Origin of the sequence: Microtetraspora sp. NBRC 16547, assembly GCF_030268965.1 — a bacterium.
Taxonomy (GTDB): Bacteria; Actinomycetota; Actinomycetes; order Streptosporangiales; family Streptosporangiaceae; genus Microtetraspora.
Genome location: NZ_BSSE01000011.1, coordinates 54608 through 78185, shown reverse-complemented (window position 1 = coordinate 78185; position 23578 = coordinate 54608). Strand labels below are relative to the sequence as shown.

19 protein-coding genes are annotated in these 23578 nt (G+C 68.8%); 13 read left to right on the top strand and 6 right to left on the bottom strand.

What is annotated here, in order from left to right; genetic code table 11:
• Positions 1-70: 70 nt before the first annotated feature.
• On the top strand, positions 71-553 hold the full coding sequence (locus QSK17_RS16870) for a MerR family transcriptional regulator (RefSeq protein ID WP_285705749.1): 483 nt from the start codon (positions 71-73) through the stop codon (positions 551-553).
• A gap of 223 nt (positions 554-776) precedes the next feature.
• Here the strand turns inward: QSK17_RS16870 and meaB are convergent, their stop codons facing one another.
• From meaB to QSK17_RS16855, 3 genes are all read right to left on the bottom strand, one after another.
• Positions 777-1730 (bottom strand): methylmalonyl Co-A mutase-associated GTPase MeaB, encoded by a 954-nt coding sequence (gene meaB, locus QSK17_RS16865; protein WP_285705748.1) that lies wholly within the window; start codon positions 1728-1730, stop codon positions 777-779.
• Positions 1731-1800: 70 nt separating this feature from the next.
• On the bottom strand, positions 1801-2214 hold the full coding sequence (locus QSK17_RS16860; RefSeq protein WP_285705747.1) for a cobalamin-dependent protein: 414 nt from the start codon (positions 2212-2214) through the stop codon (positions 1801-1803).
• 55 nt (positions 2215-2269) lie between these two features.
• Positions 2270-3997 (bottom strand): acyl-CoA mutase large subunit family protein, encoded by a 1728-nt coding sequence (locus tag QSK17_RS16855; RefSeq protein WP_285705745.1) that lies wholly within the window; start codon positions 3995-3997, stop codon positions 2270-2272.
• A 227-nt stretch (positions 3998-4224) separates the two neighbouring features.
• On the opposite strand from QSK17_RS16855, the gene QSK17_RS16850 reads away from it, so the two are divergent.
• The 11 genes from QSK17_RS16850 (at position 4225) to QSK17_RS16800 (ending at position 19437) form a co-directional block, all read left to right on the top strand.
• A complete protein-coding gene (locus tag QSK17_RS16850; RefSeq protein ID WP_285705744.1) occupies positions 4225-5457 on the top strand; it encodes a cytochrome P450 in 1233 nt (410 codons plus the stop codon).
• 663 nt (positions 5458-6120) lie between these two features.
• On the top strand, positions 6121-7599 hold the full coding sequence (locus QSK17_RS16845; protein WP_285705743.1) for an LVIVD repeat-containing protein: 1479 nt from the start codon (positions 6121-6123) through the stop codon (positions 7597-7599).
• An 84-nt stretch (positions 7600-7683) separates the two neighbouring features.
• Entirely contained in the window at positions 7684-8859 is a 1176-nt protein-coding gene (locus QSK17_RS16840) for a branched-chain amino acid ABC transporter substrate-binding protein (RefSeq protein ID WP_285705742.1), read from the top strand.
• Between the two features lie 8 nt (positions 8860-8867).
• A complete protein-coding gene (locus QSK17_RS16835) occupies positions 8868-10703 on the top strand; it encodes a copper resistance CopC/CopD family protein (protein ID WP_285705741.1) in 1836 nt (611 codons plus the stop codon).
• A gap of 16 nt (positions 10704-10719) precedes the next feature.
• Positions 10720-11484 carry a hypothetical protein gene (locus QSK17_RS16830; protein ID WP_285705740.1) on the top strand — a complete coding sequence of 255 codons (765 nt, stop codon included), beginning with the start codon at positions 10720-10722 and terminating at the stop codon, positions 11482-11484.
• 100 nt (positions 11485-11584) lie between these two features.
• A complete protein-coding gene (locus tag QSK17_RS16825) occupies positions 11585-13399 on the top strand; it encodes an LVIVD repeat-containing protein (protein WP_285705739.1) in 1815 nt (604 codons plus the stop codon).
• 180 nt (positions 13400-13579) lie between these two features.
• On the top strand, positions 13580-14788 hold the full coding sequence (locus QSK17_RS16820; RefSeq protein WP_285705737.1) for a branched-chain amino acid ABC transporter substrate-binding protein: 1209 nt from the start codon (positions 13580-13582) through the stop codon (positions 14786-14788).
• Between the two features lie 45 nt (positions 14789-14833).
• Complete coding sequence (locus tag QSK17_RS16815; protein WP_285705736.1) at positions 14834-15577, top strand: hypothetical protein; 744 nt, start codon at positions 14834-14836, stop codon at positions 15575-15577.
• A 103-nt stretch (positions 15578-15680) separates the two neighbouring features.
• A complete protein-coding gene (locus QSK17_RS16810; protein ID WP_285705735.1) occupies positions 15681-16400 on the top strand; it encodes a YcnI family copper-binding membrane protein in 720 nt (239 codons plus the stop codon).
• Positions 16401-17308: 908 nt separating this feature from the next.
• A complete protein-coding gene (locus tag QSK17_RS16805) occupies positions 17309-18595 on the top strand; it encodes a VWA domain-containing protein (RefSeq protein ID WP_285705733.1) in 1287 nt (428 codons plus the stop codon).
• A gap of 2 nt (positions 18596-18597) precedes the next feature.
• A complete protein-coding gene (locus tag QSK17_RS16800) occupies positions 18598-19437 on the top strand; it encodes a hypothetical protein (RefSeq protein WP_285705732.1) in 840 nt (279 codons plus the stop codon).
• Positions 19438-20330: 893 nt separating this feature from the next.
• On the opposite strand, the gene QSK17_RS16795 is transcribed toward QSK17_RS16800, so the two are convergent.
• Complete coding sequence (locus tag QSK17_RS16795) at positions 20331-20738, bottom strand: winged helix-turn-helix transcriptional regulator (protein WP_352231808.1); 408 nt, start codon at positions 20736-20738, stop codon at positions 20331-20333.
• A gap of 80 nt (positions 20739-20818) precedes the next feature.
• Here QSK17_RS16795 and QSK17_RS16790 point away from each other — a divergent pair, with 80 nt between their 5' ends.
• On the top strand, positions 20819-21721 hold the full coding sequence (locus QSK17_RS16790; protein WP_285705731.1) for an NmrA family NAD(P)-binding protein: 903 nt from the start codon (positions 20819-20821) through the stop codon (positions 21719-21721).
• Here the strand turns inward: QSK17_RS16790 and QSK17_RS16785 are convergent.
• Positions 21718-22506 carry a sugar phosphate isomerase/epimerase family protein gene (locus tag QSK17_RS16785; RefSeq protein ID WP_285705730.1) on the bottom strand — a complete coding sequence of 263 codons (789 nt, stop codon included), beginning with the start codon at positions 22504-22506 and terminating at the stop codon, positions 21718-21720. The genes QSK17_RS16790 and QSK17_RS16785 overlap by 4 nt on opposite strands.
• 58 nt (positions 22507-22564) lie before the next feature.
• Positions 22565-23566 carry a hydroxyacid dehydrogenase gene (locus QSK17_RS16780; protein ID WP_285705729.1) on the bottom strand — a complete coding sequence of 334 codons (1002 nt, stop codon included), beginning with the start codon at positions 23564-23566 and terminating at the stop codon, positions 22565-22567.
• Between the last annotated feature and the right edge of the window lie 12 nt (positions 23567-23578).

Sequence of the window (23578 nt, the reverse complement as noted above, 5' to 3'; positions counted from 1 at the left end):
GTCAGCGACCCGCCCCCAACAGCCCCGTGAGCTCGGACGGTGTCGACCGGCCGGAGAGGAGTTGATCGCAATGACAGACGCTGCAGCCAACCCAGGACGATCCGGACGCGACTGGATCAGCATCGGGAAGTTGGCCGAGCATGCCGGCGTGTCGACCCGCACGATCCGTTACTACGAGGAGCTCGGGATCCTGCCGACCCCTCCGCGATCGCCGGGCAACACCCGCCAGTTCCCGCCCGAGTACCGCTTCTACCTCGAAGGCATCGTGGCGCTCAAAGACGTCGGCTTCGACCTGAGCGAGCTCGTGCTCATGTCTCGGCTCTACCTCGGCACCGGTGAGCAGCCGATGACCGAGGCCGAGCGCGAGGAGACCCGGGCTGCCATCCGACGCAAGTCCGAGACCCTCCGGCGACGTCTCCGGGTCCTCGAGCGGATCCAGCATCTCTTCGAACTGCCCGAAGGGGCCGACGAGGGCCGTTCCGTCGAGACGGGCGGCACCCGGTCGTGGCCGCTCGATCCGGAACCGGGCGACACGTTGCAGTTGCGAGCGTGATCGTCCCACCGGTCGCCGGCTATCGCGAGCTGGGCCCCGAGAACGAACAGCTCACGCTGGATCACGAGGATCTGCTCGGCGAGTGCGCCGGGCAGCGCGGCCGAGCGCGCTGCACAGCTCATCGACGGTGCCGTAGCTCTCGTCCCGAGGTCGTCCTCGTGGACGCGCCCGCCCCGGAACAGCGACGTTATTCCGTCGTCACCGCGTTGGTTGATGTAGACCTTCACCGGCCCGCTCGTCGCGCACCCACCGGCGAGTTGGCGTCGACGTTCAGGCTCTCGTCGATGAGCGCGGCGGCGATCGACTCCGGGTCCCGCGTCCGGTGCTGGAGCGCGTTGAGGATGTCTTCGGTGACCTTCGAATGGAGCCCCGCCATCACCCGGTGCTGCGCCTTCTGGGAGACGTGCCGCTCGAGCTCGGTGTGCAGTTGGCGCACCCGCCGGCGCTCGAGCTCACCGGAGGCGCGCTGGGCCGCCAGGAACGTCTCGATCGCGGTCACGAGTTCGTCGACGCCGACTCCGGTGCTGGCCACCGTCGAGACGACCAAGTTGTCCCGACGGCCGACGCCTCGTTCCCGCAGCAGCCGTCGGATCTCCTGTGCGATCCGTGATGCACCGTCCCGGTCCGCCTTGTTGACGACGAACTGGTCGGCGATCTCCATCACGCCGGCCTTCATGGTCTGGATGGAGTCGCCCATGCCCGGCACCTCGACGACCACGGTGCAGTCGACCGCATTCATGATCTCGACCTCGCTCTGGCCGACCCCCACGGTCTCGACGATCACGCGGTCCATGCCCATTGCATCGAGTACCCGGATCGCCGCCGGCGTGGCCAGCGACATGCCGCCCATGTGACCGCGGTTCGCCATTGATCGGACGAAGACGTGGTCGTCATCGACGAAGGAGCGGAGCCGGACGCGGTCACCAAGGAGCGCACCGCGAGTGAAGGGGCTCGACGGGTCGACGGCCAGCACACCCACGGACAGATCCCTGCGCCGGTACTCGGCGATCAGTTGGTCGACCAGGGTCGACTTACCCGCGCCGGGCGGGCCGGTGATCCCGATGACCAGTGCACGCCCAGTGTGGGGGAAGAGCTCGGCCCCCTCCCGCTGCGCGTCGGGATGGCCCGACTCAAGCAGGGTGATGAGGCGGGCCACGGCTCGCTGATCCCCCCGCACCACGCGTTCGTGTAGTGATTCGGTCACGTCGCGGCCGCCGATCCGGCATGAGGACGCCTCATCCGAACCCTCATCGGACCGCGACACCGGGCTGGCGCCTGACATGCTGGCGGATGAAGGCCTCGATGTCGGCGGGCGAACCTCCCGGACCGAAGATCTCCCCCACTCCCATCTCCCGGAGGCGGACGGCGTCGGAGTCGGCGATGATCCCACCACCGATCACCAGCACGTCGGTCATCTCACGCTCCCGGAGTCCGTCCATGAGCTCCTCGAAGACCGGCATGTGGCCGCCGGCCGAACTCGAGATGCCGATGACGTCGACGTCTTCTTGAAGCGCTGCGCTCAACACGTCGTCGGAGACGAGGAAGTTGGTGAACACCACCTCGAAGCCCGCATCGCGGAGCACCCGCATCAGGTAGCGCACGCCTCGGTCGTGGCAGTCGTGTGTCGGCTTGGTCAGAAGGATTCGGATCGGTGCGTCCATGGTCTCGCTCTCGGGTTGGGCGGTCGGAAGCGGATGACGGTGGCTGCTCGGTGGCTCAGAACTCGTGCGGGGCGCCCCAACCGAGGTGCGCCTTCATGACGGCCATCATCTCGCCAGTCGATGCCTCTGCCCGAGCAGCATCGATGGCCGCCTCCATCAAGCGGTCGTTCCCGAGATCCTGCAGCTCGGCCTTGGCGAACCGAGCAACCTCCTCTTCGAATCGCTCCATCGCGGCGGCGTGACGGGTCTGGTCACGGGTCTCGCGGAGCTCCTGGATCCGCTCGATCGCGATCCGCTGCACCTCGGGGTCGACCTTGAAGATCTCGGGCTGCTCGGGCTCCTCGACCACGTGGCAGTTGAGGCCGACGATGCGGCGCTCGCCGCTGTTGACCATCTCCCGCCAGCGCTCGGACGAGCGTTCGACTTCGGCCCTAATCCAGCCCGCCTTCTGCGCCTCGACGAACCCGCCCATCTGCTCGATCTCGTCCGCGACCTTCATCGCGGCCTTCGCAACACGATCGGTGAGCGACTCGACGTAGTACGAGCCGGCGAGCGGGTCGGAGACGGCACAGACGTTAGTCTCCTCCTCGATCACCTGCTGGACCCGGAGCGAGAGGGTGGCCGCCTCCTCGGAGGGGATGGCGAGCGCCTCGTCGTAGGCCGACACCTCCATCGCTTGGGTTCCCGACAGCGCGGCGCCGAGCGCGTGGATCGACGTTCGAATCAGGTTCACGAGCGGCTGCTGGGCGGTGAGGACCGCACCAGAGGTGTGGGTGTGGATCCGAACGTTCATCGACTTCGGATCCCGGGCACCGAACTCCTCGTGCATCGTCGTCGCCCAGATGCGGCGCATGGCCCGAATCTTGGCGATCTCCTCGAAGAAGTCGTTGGCCTGCGCGAACTGGAATCCGATCCTCGGCAGGAAGTCGTCGGGTTTCACCCCGGCGGCGATGCAGGCCCGAGCGAGATCGCGCCCCACCGCGAGCATCACCCCGATCTCCTGCACGGCCGTGCCGCCCGCCTCCTCAAGGCAGTAGCCAACGATGTTGGTGGTGTTCCACCGGGGCATGTGCTTGGAGCAGTAGGAGATGAGCTCGGCCGATAGCTTCAGCCCCTGGTCGGCTGGGAATGCCGACATGCCGACGTAGGCCGCCTGGTGGTACCAGTTCATCGAGTTGCCGCGCAGCTCGTCGGGGCGGAGCCCACGCTGCTCGCCCAGCACGATGTACTGCGCGAGCGCCGGGATCACCTGGTAGTACGTGATGTGGATAGCGTTGATGCGCCGCAGATCGAGACCTTTGAAGAGCCGATCCATGTCACGCACGTTGTAGACCGCCATGCCGCACTGGCCGGAGCGGCCCCGAGCTCCCGGGTGATCGGGGTCCAGGCCCTCATGGGAGACGAGGTCGTAGACGAGGTTGTAGAAGGTCTGCCCGAAGTAGCCGGCCATGCCCTGCGACTCGAGGAAGTCCATGCGGGCACGGGTGTGCTCGGGTAGGCCGTAACCGATGACCGGCTGGTTCGCCCACGACATCAGCTGGTGCTGTGCGGCGAGGTTGCCTCTCGTGAAGGGATAGGACCCGGGTGCCCCCATCACACCGAGGTCCAGGTCCTCGATGTCGTGGGGGAAGTAGGCGTTCTTGATGGGCAACCCGGAGTGCGTCTCCGGCGCCCTCGCTCGGGTCGGGGCGTTCTCACCGAAGCGATCGACCATCTTCTGGTAGTTGCGTTCCCACTCTGCTGCCAGCCGGCGCGAAGACACGAGGGTCTCTTCAGAGAACATTGCACTCCTGTTGTCGTCGTGTCGCATGACCTACCTGCGGCCGTCACCTCGGTGTCCCAGTCGTTCTGGTCGACCTGTGCCTATCAAGCCTTCCTCTGGCTAGTACTTTACGTACAACGGCATATTCGACGGTACGGGCGGCCCCCAGAGGTGTCAAGGGCCCAACCAGATCTAAGAATTTGACATTGAACGTCAAATAGTGCTTTCGTGGTCTCGAAGGAGGAGCCATGCCGACACCGGAAACCAAAGGGGTGCTCGACCCCGCCGCGCTCGCCGATCCCTACACGTACTTCGCCGGTCTCCGAGAGCACGACCCCGTCCACTGGAGCGAGCCCGACGCCGCCTGGCTCGTGACCCGCTACGACGACGTGCTCGCCGGATTCCGTGACAGCCGTCTGTCCTCGGAACGCGTGGGACCGTCGGAGAAGTCTCTGACACCCGACCAGCTGGCCGGCCTTTCGACCACGCTCACCATCCTCGAGGGGTGGATGGCCTTTCGCGACGAACCGGAGCACGCTCGCCTGCGCGCACCGCTTCGCCGCACGTTCACCCCACGTCGGGTCACATCGATGCACGAGTGGATCGACCGCATCGTGTGCGAGCTCATCGACGACATCGACACCTCCCAACCGTTCGATCTCGTGCGCGACTTGGCGTTCCCGCTGCCGGCCATCGTCATCGCCGAGCTACTGGGCGTACCCCCCGAGGACCGCAACGAGTTCAAGTGGTGGAGCAACAAACTCGCCACCCTGGTCCTGGGCACGCTCGACCGCCCCGATATGTTCGAGCGGTCCCGCGACGCGGGCGACGAGTTCACGGAGTACTTCACCGAGCTGATCCGTCGGTACGAGAAGGAGCCCGCCGACAACCTGATCAGCGCACTGATCGCCGCCCGAGCCGAGGGGTTCGTGCTGAGCGACACCGAGATGGTCGGCGCGTGCACGCTCCTGCTCTTTGGCGGGCACGAGACCACGGCGAACCTGATCGTGAACAGTACGTTGACGCTGCTGCGGAACCCCGACCAGCTCGATCTGATCCGCACGCTGGGCGAGGTCCCCCGGACCGCCGTCGAGGAGTTCCTCCGCTACGACGGTCCGGCGAAGATCATGGAACGCCGGGTGGCGGAACCCATGGAGCTCGGCGGACGCGAGCTGGCGCCCGGCGACCACGTCTTCCTCGCGATCTCCAGCGCCAACCACGATCCGGCCATGTTCGACGGGCCCGAACGCGTCGACCTGCTGCGCGACCCGAACCCTCACCTGGGATTCGGCCAGGGTCGCCACTTCTGTCTCGGTGCTCCGCTCGCCCGACTGGAGACCAAGATCGCGATTGAACGCCTCTTCGAGCGGTTCGGCGATCTGTGCCTTGCACCACAGGACTTCGACTACGCCCCGGTCGTGCTCGGGCGCTCGCTCCGCCGGCTGATGCTGACAGCAGGCGCAGCCGACCCGGCCGGCTGAGCGAGCTGACCACGCCACGATGTCCGCACCGCCCGAATCCCTGACGCGTCCGTCCTCACGCCCCGATGACCGAGACACGGATTCCGTCGACCTCCCACCAGTAGTTCATCGGCGTCGATGACGAGTTCGCAGCGCCTCTGCGGGGATGCTGCGACGCGCGGCCGTACGGCTCGCCTGTTCCGAAGCCACTCCCCTTCGAGCTCCTCGGCACCAGGAAGGGTCACGTCGTCGTCGCCCAACACGCTCTTCGAGTGCGACGGACGGTTGTACGGCGGGTGCGCCTCCGCGCCGATCAGGGTGATGTCACCGGCACGAGGTGGTGAGCAGCATCAGCTGCCAGCGCAGGTCCTGCGGGATCGCGCGTCAGGGCCTCGCCGACGCCGGTGACTTGATCGCCATCGCGCACTGGGTTTCGGACAGGACCTCCGCGACTTCTTCGACGTCCGGCTCCAGCGGTCCGGCAGGCCGGCCAACTGGCGACGACCAGGGCCGCAAGGGCATGTCAGGGCGCGATCACGACGAATGACGGAAGCAGAGGGGGCAGCATTTTCGACATTTGCACCATGACGACCGCTAATGCCGCTTCTAGAGTCATGTGCCATGTGCGGCTTTTCGGGCGCACGGTTAGCAACCTGCACTGAGGGCCCCTTAAGGGAGGGTGTGGTGAAAACGAAATCCCTCATGGCGGGTGCGGCCGCTCTTGCTACGGCTGTCTTATTACAGCTGTCTGGAGCCGGCGCAGCATTCGCCGACACGCCGTCCGACTCGAGCCCGTCGGACAACTCCGCCCATGGCGGTCCGATCCTCGATGACGTCCACAACGCCCCGACGACCGCTGTCGCGGGCAACGTCACGTTCATCGACAACGTCAGGGGGGTCAGCGGCTACTCGGCGCTGAACTTCATCCACTACGACAAGTACGGCTACGACTTCATGTTCGCCAACGGCACCGGCGGGCTCGCCGTCTGGTCGCTGAAGGACCCCGAGCACCCGGCCCTGATCTCGAAGATCACGGCGGCCGAGCTGCGCCTGCCGGGGGACACCCAGGACAGGTTCTGGGAAGGCGAGAACATGACCGTCGACCCGAAGCGCAAACTGGTCTTCCTCACCCGGGACCCGCGCGGCTTCGGCGGCACCGTCAAAACCGGTCAGTCCGGCGTCTACATCGTCGACGTCAAGAATCCGTGGAAGCCGGAGACGGTCATCTTCCACCCGGTCCCGGCCGGACACACGGCCACCTGCATCAACGACTGCAAGTACCTGTGGTCGGTCGGTCCGGCCAACACGGGTACGCCAGGCCAGGACCCCTCCTGGAACGGCGTGCCGGTGCGGGTGACCGACATCCACGACATCAAGCACCCGTACACCTTCGACCGGGCGGTCGATCTCGGCCGGCACGACGGGGTCACGGACTACGTGCACAGCGTCGACGTCGACAAGAACGGCATCGCCTGGGCCTCCGGTGAGGGTGGCGTACGAGGCTACTGGACCGAGGGCAACCACTACGACCCGGTGCAGAAGCGCAACCGCGTCGCGACGGCGTACGACCCGGTGCCGTACGCGGGCGGGACCGTCGTCGCCACCAACCCGGCGGGCACCGACTTCTTCGACTACTTCGACCACAACGCCTACCGCAACACCGAGAAGCTCGGCTCCTTCGACAAGGGCGAGCTGCTCTACATCACCAACGAGAACATCACGACCTGCTCAAAGGCGGGCGAGTTCAAGATCGCCTCGCTGAAGGGCAGTTACGACGGTGAGGGCTGGCGTTCCACGCCGGAGAACCCGTTCCGGCTGGAACTGATCAGCCACTGGTCGCCGTGGGGCAAGGAGGGGTCGGCCACCAGCGGTAGCTGCTCCGCGCACTGGTTCACGGTGAACGGCAACATCGTGGCGCAGGCGTGGTACGGGCAGGGCACCCGCTTCATCGACGTGTCGGACCCGAGGAACCCGACCCAGGTCGGCTACTTCCGCGTGCCCTCGGGGCAGGGCGTGACCGGCGGCTCGGCATCGGCCGTCTACTGGCACGACGGGCTGGTCTACGTCGCTGACTACAACCGGGGCGTCGACGTCCTGCGGTTCGACGGCAAGCTGGCCGGCGAGCCGGACAAGAAGATCTGTTGGAACTCGTGCGACAAGTAACCGTTTGAGCGAAAGCACCGGCTCGAGCGTGGCGACCGCTGCGCTCGAGCCGGCTTTCGACGGTGACGGGCATGGAGGTAGACGGTGCGACGCAGAGGTGCCGTGCGAGCGGTCGCGCTGGGTGCGACCGCGCTGGTGGTGAGCGGTCTCCTCGGTGCGTGCTCTGCCTCCGATGAGGGCAGGGGTGCCCCGAGGCCGCAGGGCGAGATGACGTTCGGGGTACTGGCCCCGCTCTCGGGCGAGATGGCCGAGCGTGGGCAAGACCTCGTCGACGGGGCACAGCTGGCTGCCGCTGAGATCAACGACCAGGGCGGGGTTCTGGGGCGGCAGGTGAGGCTGGCCGTCGAGGACGGCGGCTGCGCGTCGGCAACCGGCGAGCAGGCGGCGACGCGGCTGGCCGCCACGAGCGTCGTGGGGGTGGTCGGCGGGCTGTGCGAGGACGCGGCGGTGACGGCGGCGAAGGCCGTGGCCGCGGATGGCACGCCGTTCCTGGTCTCCTCCGCCCGCCCCGACCGGCTGGTCGGGGCCGGGTTGCCGTCGGTGTTCCCGATGGAGGGCACGGTCTACCAGGAGGCGCTGGCCGCGGTGCACTGGATGGGCTACCGGAGCCCGCAGCGGGTGGCGGTGCTCGGTGACGGCTCGCCGGCCTCGCAGCGGCTGTCCAGCTTGGTGACCGACCGGGTCAAGGTCGACGGCCTGAAGGTGAGCAGACGGAGCGCCGCAGCGAAGGGGCCTGATCTCGCGGAGCTCGCCCGCACCGTCACCGGTTTCAAGGCTGACTTCGTCTACTGGACCGGGGCGGCGGAACCGGGTGGACGGCTCGTGAGCGCACTACGTCAGGTCGGCTACACCGGCTACTTCATGGCCTCCTCGGAGTCGGACAGCCCCGAGTTCCTGCAGGCGGCGGGCGGGGCGGCCGAGGACGCGTTCCTCACCACGTCTGCGGGCCCACGGCTTCTCCCGACGGCGGCAGACTGGGCTGCGCGCTTCAAGGACCGCTACCGGCGGGACCCGGGCCGTGACGCGATGCAGGCCTACGACGCGCTCCGCGCGCTGGCGCAGGCGGTGCGCCAGGCGGGGGACACGGCTCGCTCGAAGGTCGTCGACAACCTCCCGCAGCTCGAGGACTTCACCACCTTCACCGGGACGCTCCGCTTCGCCGCCGATCACTCGCTGGCGTACGACAACTACGTCATCGCCCAGGTCCGGGGCGGCACGTTCACCCTGGCCAGCAAGCTGCGTACGGACCCGGCCGAATGACGCGCGGTATGCGCCCCCCGGGACATCGTCGGGCCCGGCTGATCGCGCGGCTGGCGGTGGTCGCGCTCCTCGTGGCGGGCGGTCTGGTCGCGGACCTCGTCTCCGTCGTGGCCACGCATCCGGCGTACGCGCACGCCTATCTGCTGGAGACCTCGCCCGTCGATGGCGAGGTGCTGGCCTCGCCCCCGGCCGAGGTACGGCTCCGCTTCAACGAGGCGGTGAACTTCAACCAGCGGTCGATTCAGCTGCTCGACGTGACCGCGAAGAAGCTGGCGATCGGTACCCCGGGGCACGTGGACGGGAAGGCCAACACGGCGCGGGTGAGCCTGCCCACGGATCTGGCCGAGGGAACCTATGTCCTGGCCTGGCGAGTCACGTCCGCTGACTCGCACGTCGTGTCGGGTGCGTTCAGCTTCAGCATCGGCCACCCGAGCGCGCTGGCCACCCCGGTGGAGCAGGACACCGACCCCGCCGTCCCCGTCGTCGACACGGTCGGCCGCGGCCTGGCCTTTCTCGGTATGGCCCTCGCCCTCGGTGGTGCGCTGTTCGTAGCCGTACTCTGGCCCGCAGGCCGAGACGACCGCCGCGGCCGGCGCATCGTGTGGTCCGGCTTCGCCGCGCTGACCGCCGGCACTGTGGTGGTCCTGCTCGTACAGGGGCCGTACGCCGCCGGCATGTCGCTGACAGGGGTGTTCGACCCTGAACTGCTCAGCGCGACGCTGTCCACGCGGTTGGGCCACGCGCTGCTGGTGCGGCTGGTGATCGTGCTCGCCCTCGGCGTGGCCTTCGGGGTCGCCGTGCGCCCCTCCCCGCTCCCTGCCGGTGCCGGTACGGGCGGTGCCGGTACGGGCGGTGCCGGTGCGGCCGGCGCCACCCGCCGGATCGTTCTACCCGCGGTCGCCGCGGTCGGCGCCGTCGCCTTGACGTTGACCTGGACGCTGGCGGATCACGCACAGACCGGCGTGCAGACCTGGCTGGCCGTGCCGGTGACGAGCCTGCACCTGCTCACCATGTCCCTGTGGCTGGGCGGCTTGATTCTGCTCGCGGCCCGCGTGCTCATCCCGGCGGGGAGGCGGGAGCCCGCCCGCGCCGTCTCTCTGGATCCCGCGCTCCCGAGGTTCTCCCGGCTCGCGGAGATCTGCTTCGCGATGATCGCGGTGACCGGCGTCTATCTGTCCTGGCGGCAGGTGGGGACGTGGGGTGCGCTCGGCGGGACCGACTTCGGGCGGCTGCTTCTCGGCAAGCTCGCCGCCGTCCTCGCCGTGGTGAGTCTTGCCGCCGGAGCGCGGCGGTTCGTGCGGCGGCGCAGCCGCGAACACGGCCGCGAACACAGCCGCGAGCCCCTCGGCCTCGACGCCGCACCTTCCGCCGCGGTGCGTCGGCTGCGCCGTTCGGTCGTGGGTGAGGTCGTGCTCGGGGTCGCCGTCGTGTCGATCACGGCCGTCCTGGTCGACACCGCCCCGGCCCGCACCAGCTACGCGCCGCCGGTGCACACCAAGGTCCCTGTTCCCGGCGCCGCGGACGGGGCCGACCCGGCCACCGGGCTGCGGGGCGGCTCCGTCGAGGTGAAGATCGAGCCGGCGAGGTCGGGAAGCAACGTGGCCGACATCTACCTCACCGGGCGGGACGGCTCGCTGGTCGCGGTGCCCGAGGTCTCCGGTGAGCTCGAGTCGAGCGACCGCACGGTCCCAGCGCTGCCCGTCAAGATCTCCGCGGCCGAACCCGGCCACTACGTGGCGAACTTGATGTCCATCCCCTACCCGGGGGCGTGGGTGCTGCGACTGGACATTCGAGTCTCCGACTTCGATGAGACACCCGTGCGTGTCCCGTTCACGGCACGCTGAAAGGCTGGTGACACACATGCGAGGCGCTGACCGGAAAGCGTCCCGGCGCCGGGTGACCCGCCGGGTGAGCAGGGCCGCCGCCGGCGTGCTCGCCCTCGGCGTCCTGGCGGGCTGCTCCAGCGGGGCTCCGCAGCCGTTGACCAAGCCGCCCTACACCCTGGACTCCATCCGGTCCGGCCTCGTCAGCCCCGGCGACCTGGGCGAAGGCGCGACCGAGTTCAAGGACAACGGCCACGCCTCGCACGTCGTCTACACGCCCCCGAACAGCATCCCGACCTGTCCGTACGTCCAGCGCTCCGAGGATGTCGAGGTCGATGTGCAGCCGGCGGTCGAGCCGGTGGGTGGGCAGCCGACCGGGCGGTTCATCATCGGCCCGCAGCTCGCGGGGACGTCGTCGCTTCCGGTCGTCACACAGGGCGCGGCGGTCTTCCAGAGCTCCTCGCTCGCCGACAACACGATGGACACCGTCGTGGCCGAGTCCGCCAAGTGTCCGGAGACGTTCGGCGTACTCGGTGGACCGCCGTCCGTCGTGGGCGATTACAAGGTCGGCAGCCGGCAGATCGAGATGGAGGGCTGGAAGGGGTTCGCCCAGCATCTCGTGCACACCTCGCCCCCGGAGGTGAACCCGGACACCTACGACGATCTGGTCACCGTCGTCGTGCACAAGGCCAACGCCATCATCTACGTCGGCTATGCGCAGATCAAGGCGGTGGGCCAGCGCGCCGACTCCGACGAGAAGGTCAAGGCGTTGATGAAGACAACCCTGGCCCGCCTCGGCTAGGGCCGCATCCACGAAGATCATATTGGAGGTTTGAGGAACGGTGAGATTCTTACCTGTTGGAGGAGCGTCGAAGGGCAGAGCCCTTCTGACGGGCGCGGCCGTGCTCGTCACGGCGGTCGTGCTGCAGACGGCGAGCCTCGGCCCGGCATACGCGGATCCGTCCGGTCCGGTCAACCCCGGCACGGTCGGGTCCGCCAATGCCGAGGCGACCAGCCTGCAGAACCGGGCGGACGCGGCCGCGAAGGACGCCGCCAGGGCAGCCGCTCGTCTGGACGAGGCCAAGGCCAAGGCTGAGGAGGAGGCGCAGAAGGCCGCCGACGCCGCCGCCACGGCTGAGGAGTCGGGCAAGATCTCCGACAAGAACAAGGCGGAGGCTGCCGCCGCGAAGGCTGCGGAAGCATCCGCCAACGCGGCGCAGGCGCAGCTGGAGTACAACGAGAAGGCCGCCGCGTCGGCGGCAGCGGCAGCGGCCGCGGCAGAGGCGGCGAACAACGCCGAGCGTGAGGCCGCGTCGCTGGCCGGTGTCACCGACGGCACCGGCACCGAGGGGACGCAGACCCTCCCGGACACCGGGGTGTTCCCCGACAACGCCGCGCACAGCGACAACGTCGAGGTCGTCGGCCACGTGCGCGGGGTGCTGTCCGGCAACTCGAGCTGCCCCGCCTTCAAGCCGTCGAAGTGCCCCGCGTTCTCGTCGCTGAACTTCGTGCACTACGAGAAGCTCGGCTACGACGTCATGGTCGCCAACGGCACCGGCGGCCTGGCCGTCTGGTCGCTGAAGGATCCTGAGCACCCGACGTACATCTCCGCGGTCACCGTCGACCAGCTGAGGCAGCCGGGCGAGACCATGACCCAGTTCTGGGAGGGCGAGAACCTCACGGTCGACAGCAAGCGCAAGCTCGTCTTCTTGACCCGCGACTCGGGCAAGAAGGGCCTGTTCATCATCGACATCAAGGACCCGTGGCACCCGGTGCTGCTGGGCTTCCACCCGGTTCCGCTCGGCCACACCGCGACGTGCATCAACGACTGCCGTTTCATCTGGTCGGTGGGGTCGGGTGTGCGCGGCGTGAGCTCCCCCGTCTACGTGACCGACGTACGTGACGTCAACCACCCGTTCACCTACAGCCAGGCCGTCGTCTCCGACGTCCGGCGCACCGGTGCGACGAGCGGCTCCACGCACAGCATCGACGTCGACTTCGACGGTGTCGTCTGGGTCTCGGGCAGCGGCGGTGTCCGCGGCTACTGGACGGACGGGAAGCACTTCGACCCGGCCACGCAGACCAAGCGCTACGCGACGGCCTATGACCCGATCCCGTACGCGGGCGGCAGCGTCAGCAGCTCGGAGGGCGCCTTCCTGCACAACGCCTACCGCTTCCCGAACGCCCTGGGAGACCGTCCCAAGGGCGACGTGATGCTCATCACCAACGAGAACAACAACCAGAACTGCTCGAAGGCCGGCGTGTTCATCCTGGCGTCGCTGGAGGGGACACACGACGCCGACGGGATCACCTCCACGCCGGAGAACCCGGTCAAGATGACGCGGCTCGCCACGTACAACCCCGGGGACAAGCCCGGCCACTACGTCGACCCAACGGGCAAGACCGGCGACTGCTCCGCGCACTGGTTCACGGTGAACGGCAACATCGTCGTCGGCGGCTACTACGAGCAGGGCGTCCGGTTCCTGGACATCTCTGACCCGAGGAACCCGCAGCAGGTCGGCTGGTTCCGGGTGCCCGACCGCGCCGGCGGCCCCGACAGCCCGGCGATCATCGGGAGCAACGCCTCCTCGGCCTACTGGCATAACGGGTACGTCTACGTCCCCGACTACGGCCGTGGCGTCGACATCCTGAAGTTCACCGGCGACATCCCCGGCAAGCAGGAGAAGAAGGTCTGCTGGAACTCCTGCGAGAAGTAGGCCTCCCGGCAGATACCTCACCCGCGGAAGGCCTCCGCGGCGCCGGAGCGCTCGCGGGCTCGCGTCACCACGGCGCGAGCCCGTGAGCGGGCACCCGGGGGTCCCCTTCCCATTCCCTGGGCCCCGACGCCGTGGGCCTCGTCCCCCTTTCAACACGTACCGGAGCCGAGAGAAGCACCCATGCAGCTTCCGACGAACCTCGACCGCCGTGGCCGGACCCGCCACACCCACTGGCTCGTGCCGTTGGCTCTCACCGTCCTCGCGCTCCCGGCCGCGGGCGGGTGCAGCTCGGGCGGCGCCACGCCGGCCGCACCCAGGGAGGAGATCGCCTTCGGTGTGATCGCCCCGCTGTCCGGGCCGGAAAGCACGCGCGGGCAGGACCTGGTGGATGGAGCGCGGATGGCCGCGAACGACCTCAACGTCCGGGGCGGGGTCATCGGGCTGCACATCTCCCTGGTCACCGTCGACGACGAGTGCCTCGACGACAGCGGCAAGGAGGCCGCGAAGCGGCTCCATCTCACCGAGAGCGTCGCCGGCGCGATCGGAGGCGTCTGCGACGACGCCGCCGGGGCCGCCGCGCGGGTCCTCGGCGGCAACGGACTGCCGTTCCTCATCACCTCCGCCAACTCACCCACACTGGTCAGCGCGGAGGACACTCCTACGGCCTATCTCACCAACGCCACGCCGTACCAGGAAGCGCTGGCGACGGTGCACTGGATGGCCTACAACACCGCCCAGCGGCTCGCGGTGATCGCTGATGACACCCCGCAGTCCGCTTACCTGGTCAAACAGGTGATCTCGGTGGCCTCACCCGTTCCCAAGGTGGTCAGCAAGCAGACCCTGACGGCCGGACGGCAGGACATGGCCGCAGCCGCCGCCACCGCGCTGGCCGCCGACCCCGACGTCGTGTACTGGGCCGGCTCGGCCCGGGAATCCGGCCGGCTCGCCGCAGCGCTACGGAAGGCCGGGTACAAGGGCATGTACATCGCCTCCGCGCAGTCGGAGAGCTCCGAGTTCCTGTCAGCCGCCGGCACTGACGGCGCCGAGGGCGCATACGTGATCGCCACGGCCAGCCCGCAGAACCTCCCCGCCGCTGAGGCGTGGACCAAGCGTTTCACCAAGGCCTTCGGCCGCGCGCCGGGGCGGGACGCGCTGCAGGCCTACGACGCGCTGCGCGCCCTGGGGCAGGCCGTGACGCAGACGGGAAAGGTGGAGCGCGCACTGAACAGCGAGCAGCTGACCAAGCTCGAGGACACCTTCACCACGTTCATGGGTGCGCTTCGGTTCGCCCCCGACCACACGGTCAAGTACGACAACCATCTCGTGCTGACCGTCAAAAGCGGTGCCTTCACCCTCGCCAGCACGCTGCGTCCGGACAACGACACCTGACGGCCCGTGGTCGATCGCAGCCTCCCCCGACGAAGTGAGCCATCCGTGACCTTGCGCCCCCGTGCCGCGTCGGCCCTCGCGCTGGCCGCCATCTGCGCCGCCCTCACCGGCTGCTCCGGCTGCTCCGCCTCCGCGGACGCCACAGCGACCAAGCCGCACTACACGGCCGACGATGTCAAGGCCGCGTACTACACCGCCAAGGACGCCGGCGAAGGCGCGCGCGACTACTGGTACGACCGGAACTTCCACTCGCATACCAACTACGTGCCGCCGAGCGCCATACAGACCTGCCCGTACGTCCAGCGTTCGGATGCGGCCAATGCGCCGTCCAACGTGGTGCAGCCGGTCGGCGGCGAGCCCGTGGGGCAGTTCGCCGTGGAGCCCGCTCGAGCGACCGACTCGCGCGTCCCGTACGTGACCCAGAACGCCCTTGTCTTCGGCTCGAGCGCCATCGCCGACGGCGCGATGGACGAGGTCGACTCCGGGCTGGCCAAGTGCCCCGGATCGTATGCGGTGAACGGGGGACCGCCGATCATCCTCGGCACCTACAGCGTGACGAGCCGTCCGCTCGAGGTGTTCGGGTGGAAGGGGTACGTGCAGCAACTCGCCCACACATTCCCTCCGGGGATGGACGACGTCTACTACGAGGACATCGCCATCGTGGTGCTCCGTCGGGCGAATCTCATCCTCTATCTCGACCTCACCCAGAAGAAGATCGTCGGAGACCGCGCCGACTCCGCGGACAAGGCCAGGGACGCCATGGAGAAGGTGCTGCGAAGGCTGGGCTGAACCGAGACCCGCGGGCTGGACCGCAGCCCGCCGCACGCGAGCTCTATGTAACCGAATAGCACAGTCGCGATTCCTGATCGCCAGCACAACAAGGAGAATGCATATGCTGCGCCGCACGATACGTGGCCTCGTAACCGTGGGGATGGCGGCCTGCCTGATCGGCATCATGCCGGCGGTGGCGTTCGCACACGTGAAAGTGACCTCGGACACGGCCACCCAGGGTGGCTACGCCGCCTTGACGTTCCGCGTCCCCAACGAGCGCGACAACGCGAGCACGACCAAAATCGAGGTTCAGCTCCCGACCGACACCCCGCTCGCCTCGGTCTCGGTGAAGCCACACCCAGGTTGGTCGTACGAGATCACCAAGACCAAGCTGGCCGCGCCGATCGAGGCGCACGGCGCGCAGATCAGCGAGGTCGTCGGCCAGATCACCTGGACTGCGACGGATTCGAAGTCAGGCATCCAGCCGGGTGAGTACGAGGAGTTCTCCGTGAGCGCCGGACCGCTGCCCAATACCGACCGGTTGGTGTTCAAGGCGCTCCAGCACTACAGCAACGGCGAGATCGTGCGCTGGATCCAGGATCCGTCCGCCGGCGGCGACGAGCCGGAGCGGCCCGCGCCGGTACTCCGGCTCGTGCCCAAGGGCGACGCGGCGTCGTCCTCGTCGACGGGAACCGACCGGGTGTCTCTGGCCGCGGACAGCGCGCCCGCGACCGGGTCGGGTGTGGGGAGTTCGTGGGCGGTCGGGCTGTCCGCGGCCTCGCTGGTGATCTCCCTCGCGTGCGCTGCGACGATGGTCGTGCGGACACGCCGGACGCGATAGCCGCAACGGTTACGCGGACCGTCTCTACCGCACGCCTTCGGCCCCGTCCTGCCCGGGACGGGGCCGAAGGCGAGACCAGCGTCCCCGTCTTCCGGCGCCGCCGCCTCGCGTGTAGGCAGGTCCCACCTGCCAATCGTGGGCCTGACCGAGAACCAGGAGAAGACGACGGGGTTGGACCCGGCGGTTACCTACAGGCCTGCTTGGCCGTTCGGGTTCACCGTGCCCGTACCGCCCCTACACGTGGCGCCTCAGCCGTCGAGTGGGTGATCATCACGGTATCATCGCCGGAGTGGCGCTGGGCCTGGCCACCCTGATCAAAACCGTGGTGGAGCAGAAGCAGGGCGAGATCCAAGACAGCCTGGGCGGCGGCGAGGACACCTGACCAGTGCGTCAAGCATTCAGCGGCAACCGTGAGCTGCCGGGCGGTCAACGCGTACCCCTTGCCCTCCTGATCCGTATCCGCGGCGAAGACCATGCCGAGAACCCGTTCGTCGCGGGAGACGAGAGGAGCCCCCGACATACCCCGCCGCACACGCGGCCCCGGAAGGGGTAGCCGTCGAACTCGACGAGTTGATCGTCGTGGATCCCGCGAGACTCGGCGGACACTCGATCACCCACGGTGGCGGGCTGGGCCGACGGGGTCGTGCCGCCCTCCTCATACCCGATCACCGTCACCAGTGCCAAGAAAGGCGGCTCCGTGACGGTCCGAGACGGGGCGTGACGTCTGATCCCGCGGTCCAACCACGGTCCAGGAAGCGAAAGCCCGGATCCCCGATCTCGGGGTCCGACCTCTGAACTGCGGGCGTCCGTCGCCGTTGTCACTCAAATAGTCACTCAGATCGAGAGCGGCCACAAAGCCGGGCAAGGACGGTGATCCGTGTAATCTTAATGATCACTAGGATCGCCGAGTGATCATTAGACGACGCCCGGCCGCGGCCTTGCTCGGGACGCTGGCCGCCCTCTCCATATTCGGTGCGCCCCCCGCTCACGCCGACGAGACCACCCCGCAGGAACCGCCCAACGTCGAGCTGGTCGATGAGACCACCCCGAAGGAACCGCCCAAGGTCGAGCTGGTCCTCGACATCAGCGGCTCGATGCGCGCGCGCGACATCGAGGGCCACAGCCGGATCTCGGTGCTCCAGCAGGCCTTCAACGAGGTGCTGGACGCGCTGCCCGCCGAGGCCCAGGTCGGCATCCGCGTCCTCGGCGCCACCTACCCCGGCAACGTCAAGGCCGTGGGCTGCAGGGACACCCAGCTGCTGGTGCCGATCGGCCCGATCGACAAGCTGGAGGCCAAGACCGCCGTCGCCACCCTGCGCCCCACCGGCTTCACCCCGGTGGGCCTGGCGCTGCGCGCCGCCGCTCGGGACCTCGGAACCGGCGAGACCACCCGCAGGATCGTCCTGATCACCGACGGCGAGGACACCTGCGCCCCGCCCGACCCGTGCGAGGTCGCCCGGGAGCTCGCCGCGCAGGGCACCCACCTGGTAGTGGACACCCTCGGCCTGACCCTCAATGACAAGGTGCGCAGGCAGCTCACCTGCATCGCCTCCGCCACCGGCGGCACCTACACCGCCGTCACCAGCAAGACCCAGCTGACGAACCGGATCAACCAGCTGGTGGACCGCGCCGCGACCACCTACACCCAGACCCCGGCTCAGGTGGACGGCACCGACAACTGCACCCGCGCCCCGCTGCTCAGCCCCGGCGCCTACACCGACCGGGAGCAGTTCCAGGAGCACCGCTGGTACCGGGTCCAGGTCCGCGACGGGCAGGAGCTGCGGGCCTCCGTCAGCGTCTCCCTGGACCGCGCGCTCAACCGCGACTACGGCGTGCTGCTGCGGGCCGTCTCCCAGGACGGCCGGGAGCTGGTTCGCGGCACCGACGCGGGCAGCGGCCGCACCGATGTGCTCTCCACCGGCCTGCGCTGGTCCGCCGAGAGGAAGGCTCCCGACCAGACCGTCTGCCTGGTGGTCAGCAACTCCTTCTCCTCGCCCACCGCCACCACCGCCGCGACGCCCGGTATGCCGCTGGAGCTGACCGTCGACGTGGTGGACTCCTCCCCCGCCCCCAACGGCCCGGACCTGGGCCGCGGCTGGGGGCTGCTCGGCCTGCTGGCCCTCGCCGGTCTGGTGAGTGGCCTGGTCTTCGGCTGGCTGGCGCGCTGGCGCGTCGCGATCTGGATGGAGAACTGACGATGCGTACGACTTCCCTCCGCTGCTGTGCTGGGGCGCTGTCCGCCGCCGCGGCCGCCCTGCTGCTCTCTGCCGGTCCGGCCGCCGCCGACACCGCCTTGCCGTCGCCGTCCCCGTCGGAGAGCCTGGCGCCGGTGACCACTGCCGGATCCTCCTTCCTCACCGGGACCGCCGTCCAGCCCGGACAGCCGGTGCAGCTGGCCGGCTCCACCGGCGACTACCTCTACTGGTCGTTCACCTCCGAAGCCGGACAGACCAACAAGATCGCGATCACCGTCACCCTGCCGCCCGCAGCCTCCCGGCACGGCAGATCCAGCTGGGCGGTGGACGTCTTCGACGGGCTCCGCCGCCGCCAGGCCTGTACGGCGGGCGCCCAGACCCCGACCGCGGCGGCCCGCGCCGCATCGGTCACCCTGGGCTGCACCCTGCGGCAGGTCCGCGCCTGGGCCGAGCCGTGGTCCGGCGACCCGCTGCCCGGCACCTACTACGTCCGACTGGCCGTCACCGAACTGCCCGAGCAGGATCTGGGCCTGCCGATGCAGGTGGCGATGCGGATCACCGCCCATGACAGCGACGACATCCAGCCGGAGGGCGGCGAGCTCAAGACCCCGCTGACCCAGCCGGTCGCCGCCGGAACGGTGCTGACCTCGGCGCCGCCGGTCGCGGCCGAGGAGGAGAAGGACACCGGCTGGAGCTGGGACTGGCTCCCCGACCTGTCGGCCCGCTGGGCCTGGACCGCCGTCGGCGGTGCCATCGCGGCCGTCACCGGCGTCGGCGGCTACAGCCTCACCCGGCATCCGCGTCGGCGCAGACCGGAGCCCGACGGCTTCAACCGCCTCTGATCCCCCGCAGCCACATCAGCGCGGAGGCCACCTCCGCGAAGATGTCGTCCAGTACCTACGTGAAAATATCGTCGGTGTCACCTCGTCGAGCCTTCCTCGGTGTCCGCGGGCTGCCGATCGTGGTGACGCCAGCTGGGCGGCCGCAAACATGCGCGGCCGCCCGGCCTTGTGACGCCCCGTGCTTCCCCGCCAGGACGCGACGTGCTTGAGGAGCGGTCCGGGGTCGACCCCGAGCAGCAGCAGCGCCACGACGGCGGCGACGGCGATTCCCCAGCCGATGTAGCGACCCCAGGACTCAGGGATCGTGAACCTGAACTCGGCAGGCGTGTTCTGGGCGTCCGCCGGGCTTCTGCGCCGCGTCGAGCTGCTGGGGCACGGGGATGATGATCATCTGCGGCTGGGTGGGCTGGGGCGGCACCCACGCCCGTCACCCAGGCGGCGACCAGCCAGTCACCACCGGACCAGCGCGCGGCGCCTGCGCAATCGTGACAAGGCCGTAGGCGACTCCAACCACGTGCCGGGGAAGTCGGCCGGCAGTACCCGTTGGGCACGCGGCACCGGCTGGCGGAGCAAGGTCGTTCCGGGTCCAGACGACAATGCCCGCGCGGTGTGGATTGCCGCTGGTGCAATCACCAGCCGACGATTCTCCAGACGCTCCGGACTGTTCAGGCCCTCGCGCTCGTTGGCGACTGTCTGCTTCGCATTCCTGCTTTCCATCGCGTAGCCGGGACACGTTTCTCCGGATGCGTGCCCCGTCGGCCCGCTGGGCGGTCCGAGGCACATGACCAGGGAAGCAGGCGGCTCAGAGATCCCTCATAGAGCCATTCCTCAGAAGCGGCTCCGAGCCAGGAGACGAGATTCTGAACAACTCAGAGGCCGTAAGCGGCAGGTCTTTACAGGTGCTCTTGGTCCCAGCGGCTGCGGGCGGCGGCGACGGCCTCCTTGTGGTCGCGGGACCAGTCGGCCAGGGCGAACACCATATCTGCCAGGCTCTTGCCCATCGGGGTGAGCCGATAGTCAGTTTGCGGCGGAATAGTCGGATAGACGGTCCGTTCGACCAGCCCGTCACGGCACAGCCGTTTGGTCGTCAGCGTGAGCATCCGCTGCGAGATACCGGGAATCGCCCGCTCCAGCTCCCGGAAGCGGCGCGTTCCCTTGGACAGCTCAACCAGGACCAGCACGGTCCATCGATCACCGAGCCGGTCGAGCACATCGCGTATCCCGCAGTCGTCGTCACCGCACGGTCCGGCGGGAATAGGGCCGTTGACCTGTGGGATTACCGCCGTGTTCGTGACTGACACGAAAGTGCCTCCTTACGGTGCCGCAGTCCGGCGCGGATGATCGGTTTCGTTCCAACTGCACCAACATCGAGGAGCATCAAATGATTCTCGTCACCGGCATCTCCGGCGGGATCGGCGGCCTGATCTTCCGTCGTCTGTCCGATCAGGACGGCATTGATGTGGTCGGCGGCACCCGCTCGGGTGACGGGGTGACCGCGCGCCGGATCGACTTCGACGACCCAGCCTCACTTGCCGACGGCTTGCGAGGCGTGGACGTCCTGGTATTCGTCTCGGCCGGATACGCGGAGGACGACGTGGTGCTGGCCCGCCATGGCGCGGTGGTGGACGCGGCCGAGGCCGCGGGCGTCCGGCACGTTGTGTACACCAGCCTGGCGAGGTCGGGCGACATGTTGACGATCGCGCTGCCGCACCGTTGGACCGAAGCGCGCCTCGCCGAGGCCTCATTCGATGTGACGATCCTGCGCAACGGCCTCTACGCCGAGGTTCCGGTCGGGCTGGCCACGACCTCCGCTGCGTTGGCCGCCGAGACCGGAGTCTTCGCCGCCGCGTTCGGTGCGGGGCAGGTGTCAGTCGTGGCGAAGGAGGATCTGGCCGACGTCGCCGTGCGGGTCGCGGCGGAGATCCAGCGCGACCTCTCCGCGAGTCGCCGTAGTCATCACGCGGGCAAGACCTACGAACTGGAGGGTGTCGAGGCGATCGGAGGTCAGGACATCGCCGAGGTGCTGAGCGACGCGCTGGACCGTCCAGTCCATTATCAGCCGATCTCTCTGTCCACCACACGGAAGGCGCTGGCCGACAGCGGCCTGGAACCGTACCAGATCACGCACACGCTCTCAATCTTCTCCAACATCAGCGCCGGATACCTCCAGGCCCACGACACCGATCTGACCGCCCTCCTGCCGGCCGAGCCCCGCCCCGTACGAGACCAGATCGTCCAGGCTGTAAAAGAAGGCGGATACCAGTCCCGGTCGGTGAGCTCCTAGGTGCCCCGGGTCCAGGCGAGGGCGGCGGGGAGCACGGTCTCGACGGGCGCCACCCGCGGGTACCAGGTCCGTTCCCATTCCAGGGACACCCAGCCGTCGTAACCCTGGTCCAGCAGCAGCCGCCGGATCTCCGGCAACGGCACCCCTCCGGCGCCGAGCGGCACCGGCGTGGTGTCCTCGGCGGAGACGGCGTCCTTGATTTGGACGTAGCCGAGGTGGTCGGCGAGCGCGGCCAGCGTGTCGGCCGGCTTCTCACCGTGCCGCCACGGGTGCAGTGCGTCCCAGACGGCTCCGGTCACCTCGGGGGCGCCCACCGCCGCCAGCAGGCGTCGTATGTCCCGGCCGGTCGGGTGGGAGTCGTGCGTCTCGATCAGCAGCCGAACCCCTGCCGCCATCGCCTGCGCGGCGACGGCACGGAGCCGCCGCACCGCACGCTTGTCGTCGCCCTCGTCGCGGTCGCCGCCGGGGAAGACCCGCAGGTACGGCGCGCCCAGATCGCCGGCCAGCACGATCTCGGCTCGCAACCTCTCCAGCACTTCGTCGTCGGGTTTCGCATCGGCGATCCGGGTGTATCCGGCGACGGCGAGCGGGGCTAGGCCCGCCTCAGCGAGCAGGTTGACGGCCTGCGCGCGTTCCCGAGCGTCCATGGCCACGTGTACACCGGTGTCGGGATGAGCCCGCAGCTCCAGCCCGGCGCAGCCGGCGGCCACGGCGATACGGCAGGCCTCGGCCAGTCCAGTTCCCGGCAGGCCGAGGGTGCTCATTGCGAGCGGCCATGTCGTCATCAGATCCTCCTTGTGCGGCGGAGCCACATGCTGCACTGGAACGAAGGGCTGAGCTCATCTAGGCGCTGCGGGCCAGCGCTTCCGCCTCGACGCCGTACGCGAAGGGCAGGCCGCGCGCGTAGCGCGACAGCTCGTCTAGCGCGAGATCGGCCATTCTGGCCAGTTCCCCGCCGAGCGAGCCGGCGATGTGCGGGGTGAGCAGGACCTGTGACAAGTCGTACAGGGGCGAATCAGCCGGCAGTACCTCGGGCTCGGTCACGTCGATCACCGCGAACAGCCGTCCGCTGACCAGTTCGGCGGTGAGCGCCTCCTGGTCGACCAGCGCTCCGCGCGCGGTGTTGATGAGCGTCGCGCCGTCGCGCATCCGCGCCAGCCGGGCGGCATCTATGAGGTGTCTGGTCTCGGGCAGCAAGGGTGCGTGCAGGCTGACCACGTCGCAGCGTTCGAGTAGCTCGTCCAACTCCACGTGCGGCACGCCGAGGTCCTCGGTCAGGTACGGGTCGGCGATGAGCACGTCGAGGTCGAAGGGGCGCAGCAGCTCGATCACCCGGCGGCCGATCATGGAGGCGCCGACGATGCCGACCGTGCGACGGTAGTTGCCGAAGCCGGGGAAGAGGCGATCCCAGTCGAGCGCCGCGCGCTGTTCGCGGTAGAGCCGCGCGATGTCGAGCACCCGCTTGTTGGCGAACAGGATCGCGGCGAGCGTGTATTCGGCGACGGGCTCGGCGTTGGCCGCCGCCGCCGAGGACACGAGGATGCCGCGCTGCCAGCACGCCTCGGTGACGTGATGCTTGACCGTCCCGGCCGCGTGCACCACGGCCTTCAGCCTGGGCGCCCTGGCCAGGACATCCGCTGTGATCGGCGGGCACTCCCAGCTTGTGAGGAGTACCTCGGCGTGCGCGAGCGCCTCGGCCACACGCGGGTCGCCGAAATCATCGGCCACCAAGCCGGGATCGGTGTCGGCGATGTGGGCCAGCCGGTCGCGTACCGAGCCGGTAATCAGCCTTTCTGCGACCCTGCGGCCCATGGCCAGCAAGGTCGTCGGCCGTTCGTCGACCATTGTGTTCTTCCC

What these genes read in the sequence shown, in the direction of transcription:
- QSK17_RS16855 (WP_285705745.1), bottom strand. Translation starts at nt 3,997, where the DNA reads ATGTTCTCTGAAGAGACCCTCGTGTCTTCGCGCCGGCTGGCAGCAGAG.
- QSK17_RS16780 (WP_285705729.1), bottom strand. Translation starts at nt 23,566, where the DNA reads ATGGTCGACGAACGGCCGACGACCTTGCTGGCCATGGGCCGCAGGGTC.
- QSK17_RS16820 (WP_285705737.1), top strand. Translation starts at nt 13,580, where the DNA reads ATGCAGCTTCCGACGAACCTCGACCGCCGTGGCCGGACCCGCCACACC.
- QSK17_RS16785 (WP_285705730.1), bottom strand. Translation starts at nt 22,506, where the DNA reads ATGACGACATGGCCGCTCGCAATGAGCACCCTCGGCCTGCCGGGAACT.
- QSK17_RS16850 (WP_285705744.1), top strand. Translation starts at nt 4,225, where the DNA reads ATGCCGACACCGGAAACCAAAGGGGTGCTCGACCCCGCCGCGCTCGCC.
- QSK17_RS16860 (WP_285705747.1), bottom strand. Translation starts at nt 2,214, where the DNA reads ATGGACGCACCGATCCGAATCCTTCTGACCAAGCCGACACACGACTGC.
- QSK17_RS16810 (WP_285705735.1), top strand. Translation starts at nt 15,681, where the DNA reads ATGCTGCGCCGCACGATACGTGGCCTCGTAACCGTGGGGATGGCGGCC.
- QSK17_RS16790 (WP_285705731.1), top strand. Translation starts at nt 20,819, where the DNA reads ATGATTCTCGTCACCGGCATCTCCGGCGGGATCGGCGGCCTGATCTTC.
- QSK17_RS16830 (WP_285705740.1), top strand. Translation starts at nt 10,720, where the DNA reads ATGCGAGGCGCTGACCGGAAAGCGTCCCGGCGCCGGGTGACCCGCCGG.
- QSK17_RS16870 (WP_285705749.1), top strand. Translation starts at nt 71, where the DNA reads ATGACAGACGCTGCAGCCAACCCAGGACGATCCGGACGCGACTGGATC.
- QSK17_RS16800 (WP_285705732.1), top strand. Translation starts at nt 18,598, where the DNA reads ATGCGTACGACTTCCCTCCGCTGCTGTGCTGGGGCGCTGTCCGCCGCC.
- QSK17_RS16835 (WP_285705741.1), top strand. Translation starts at nt 8,868, where the DNA reads ATGCGCCCCCCGGGACATCGTCGGGCCCGGCTGATCGCGCGGCTGGCG.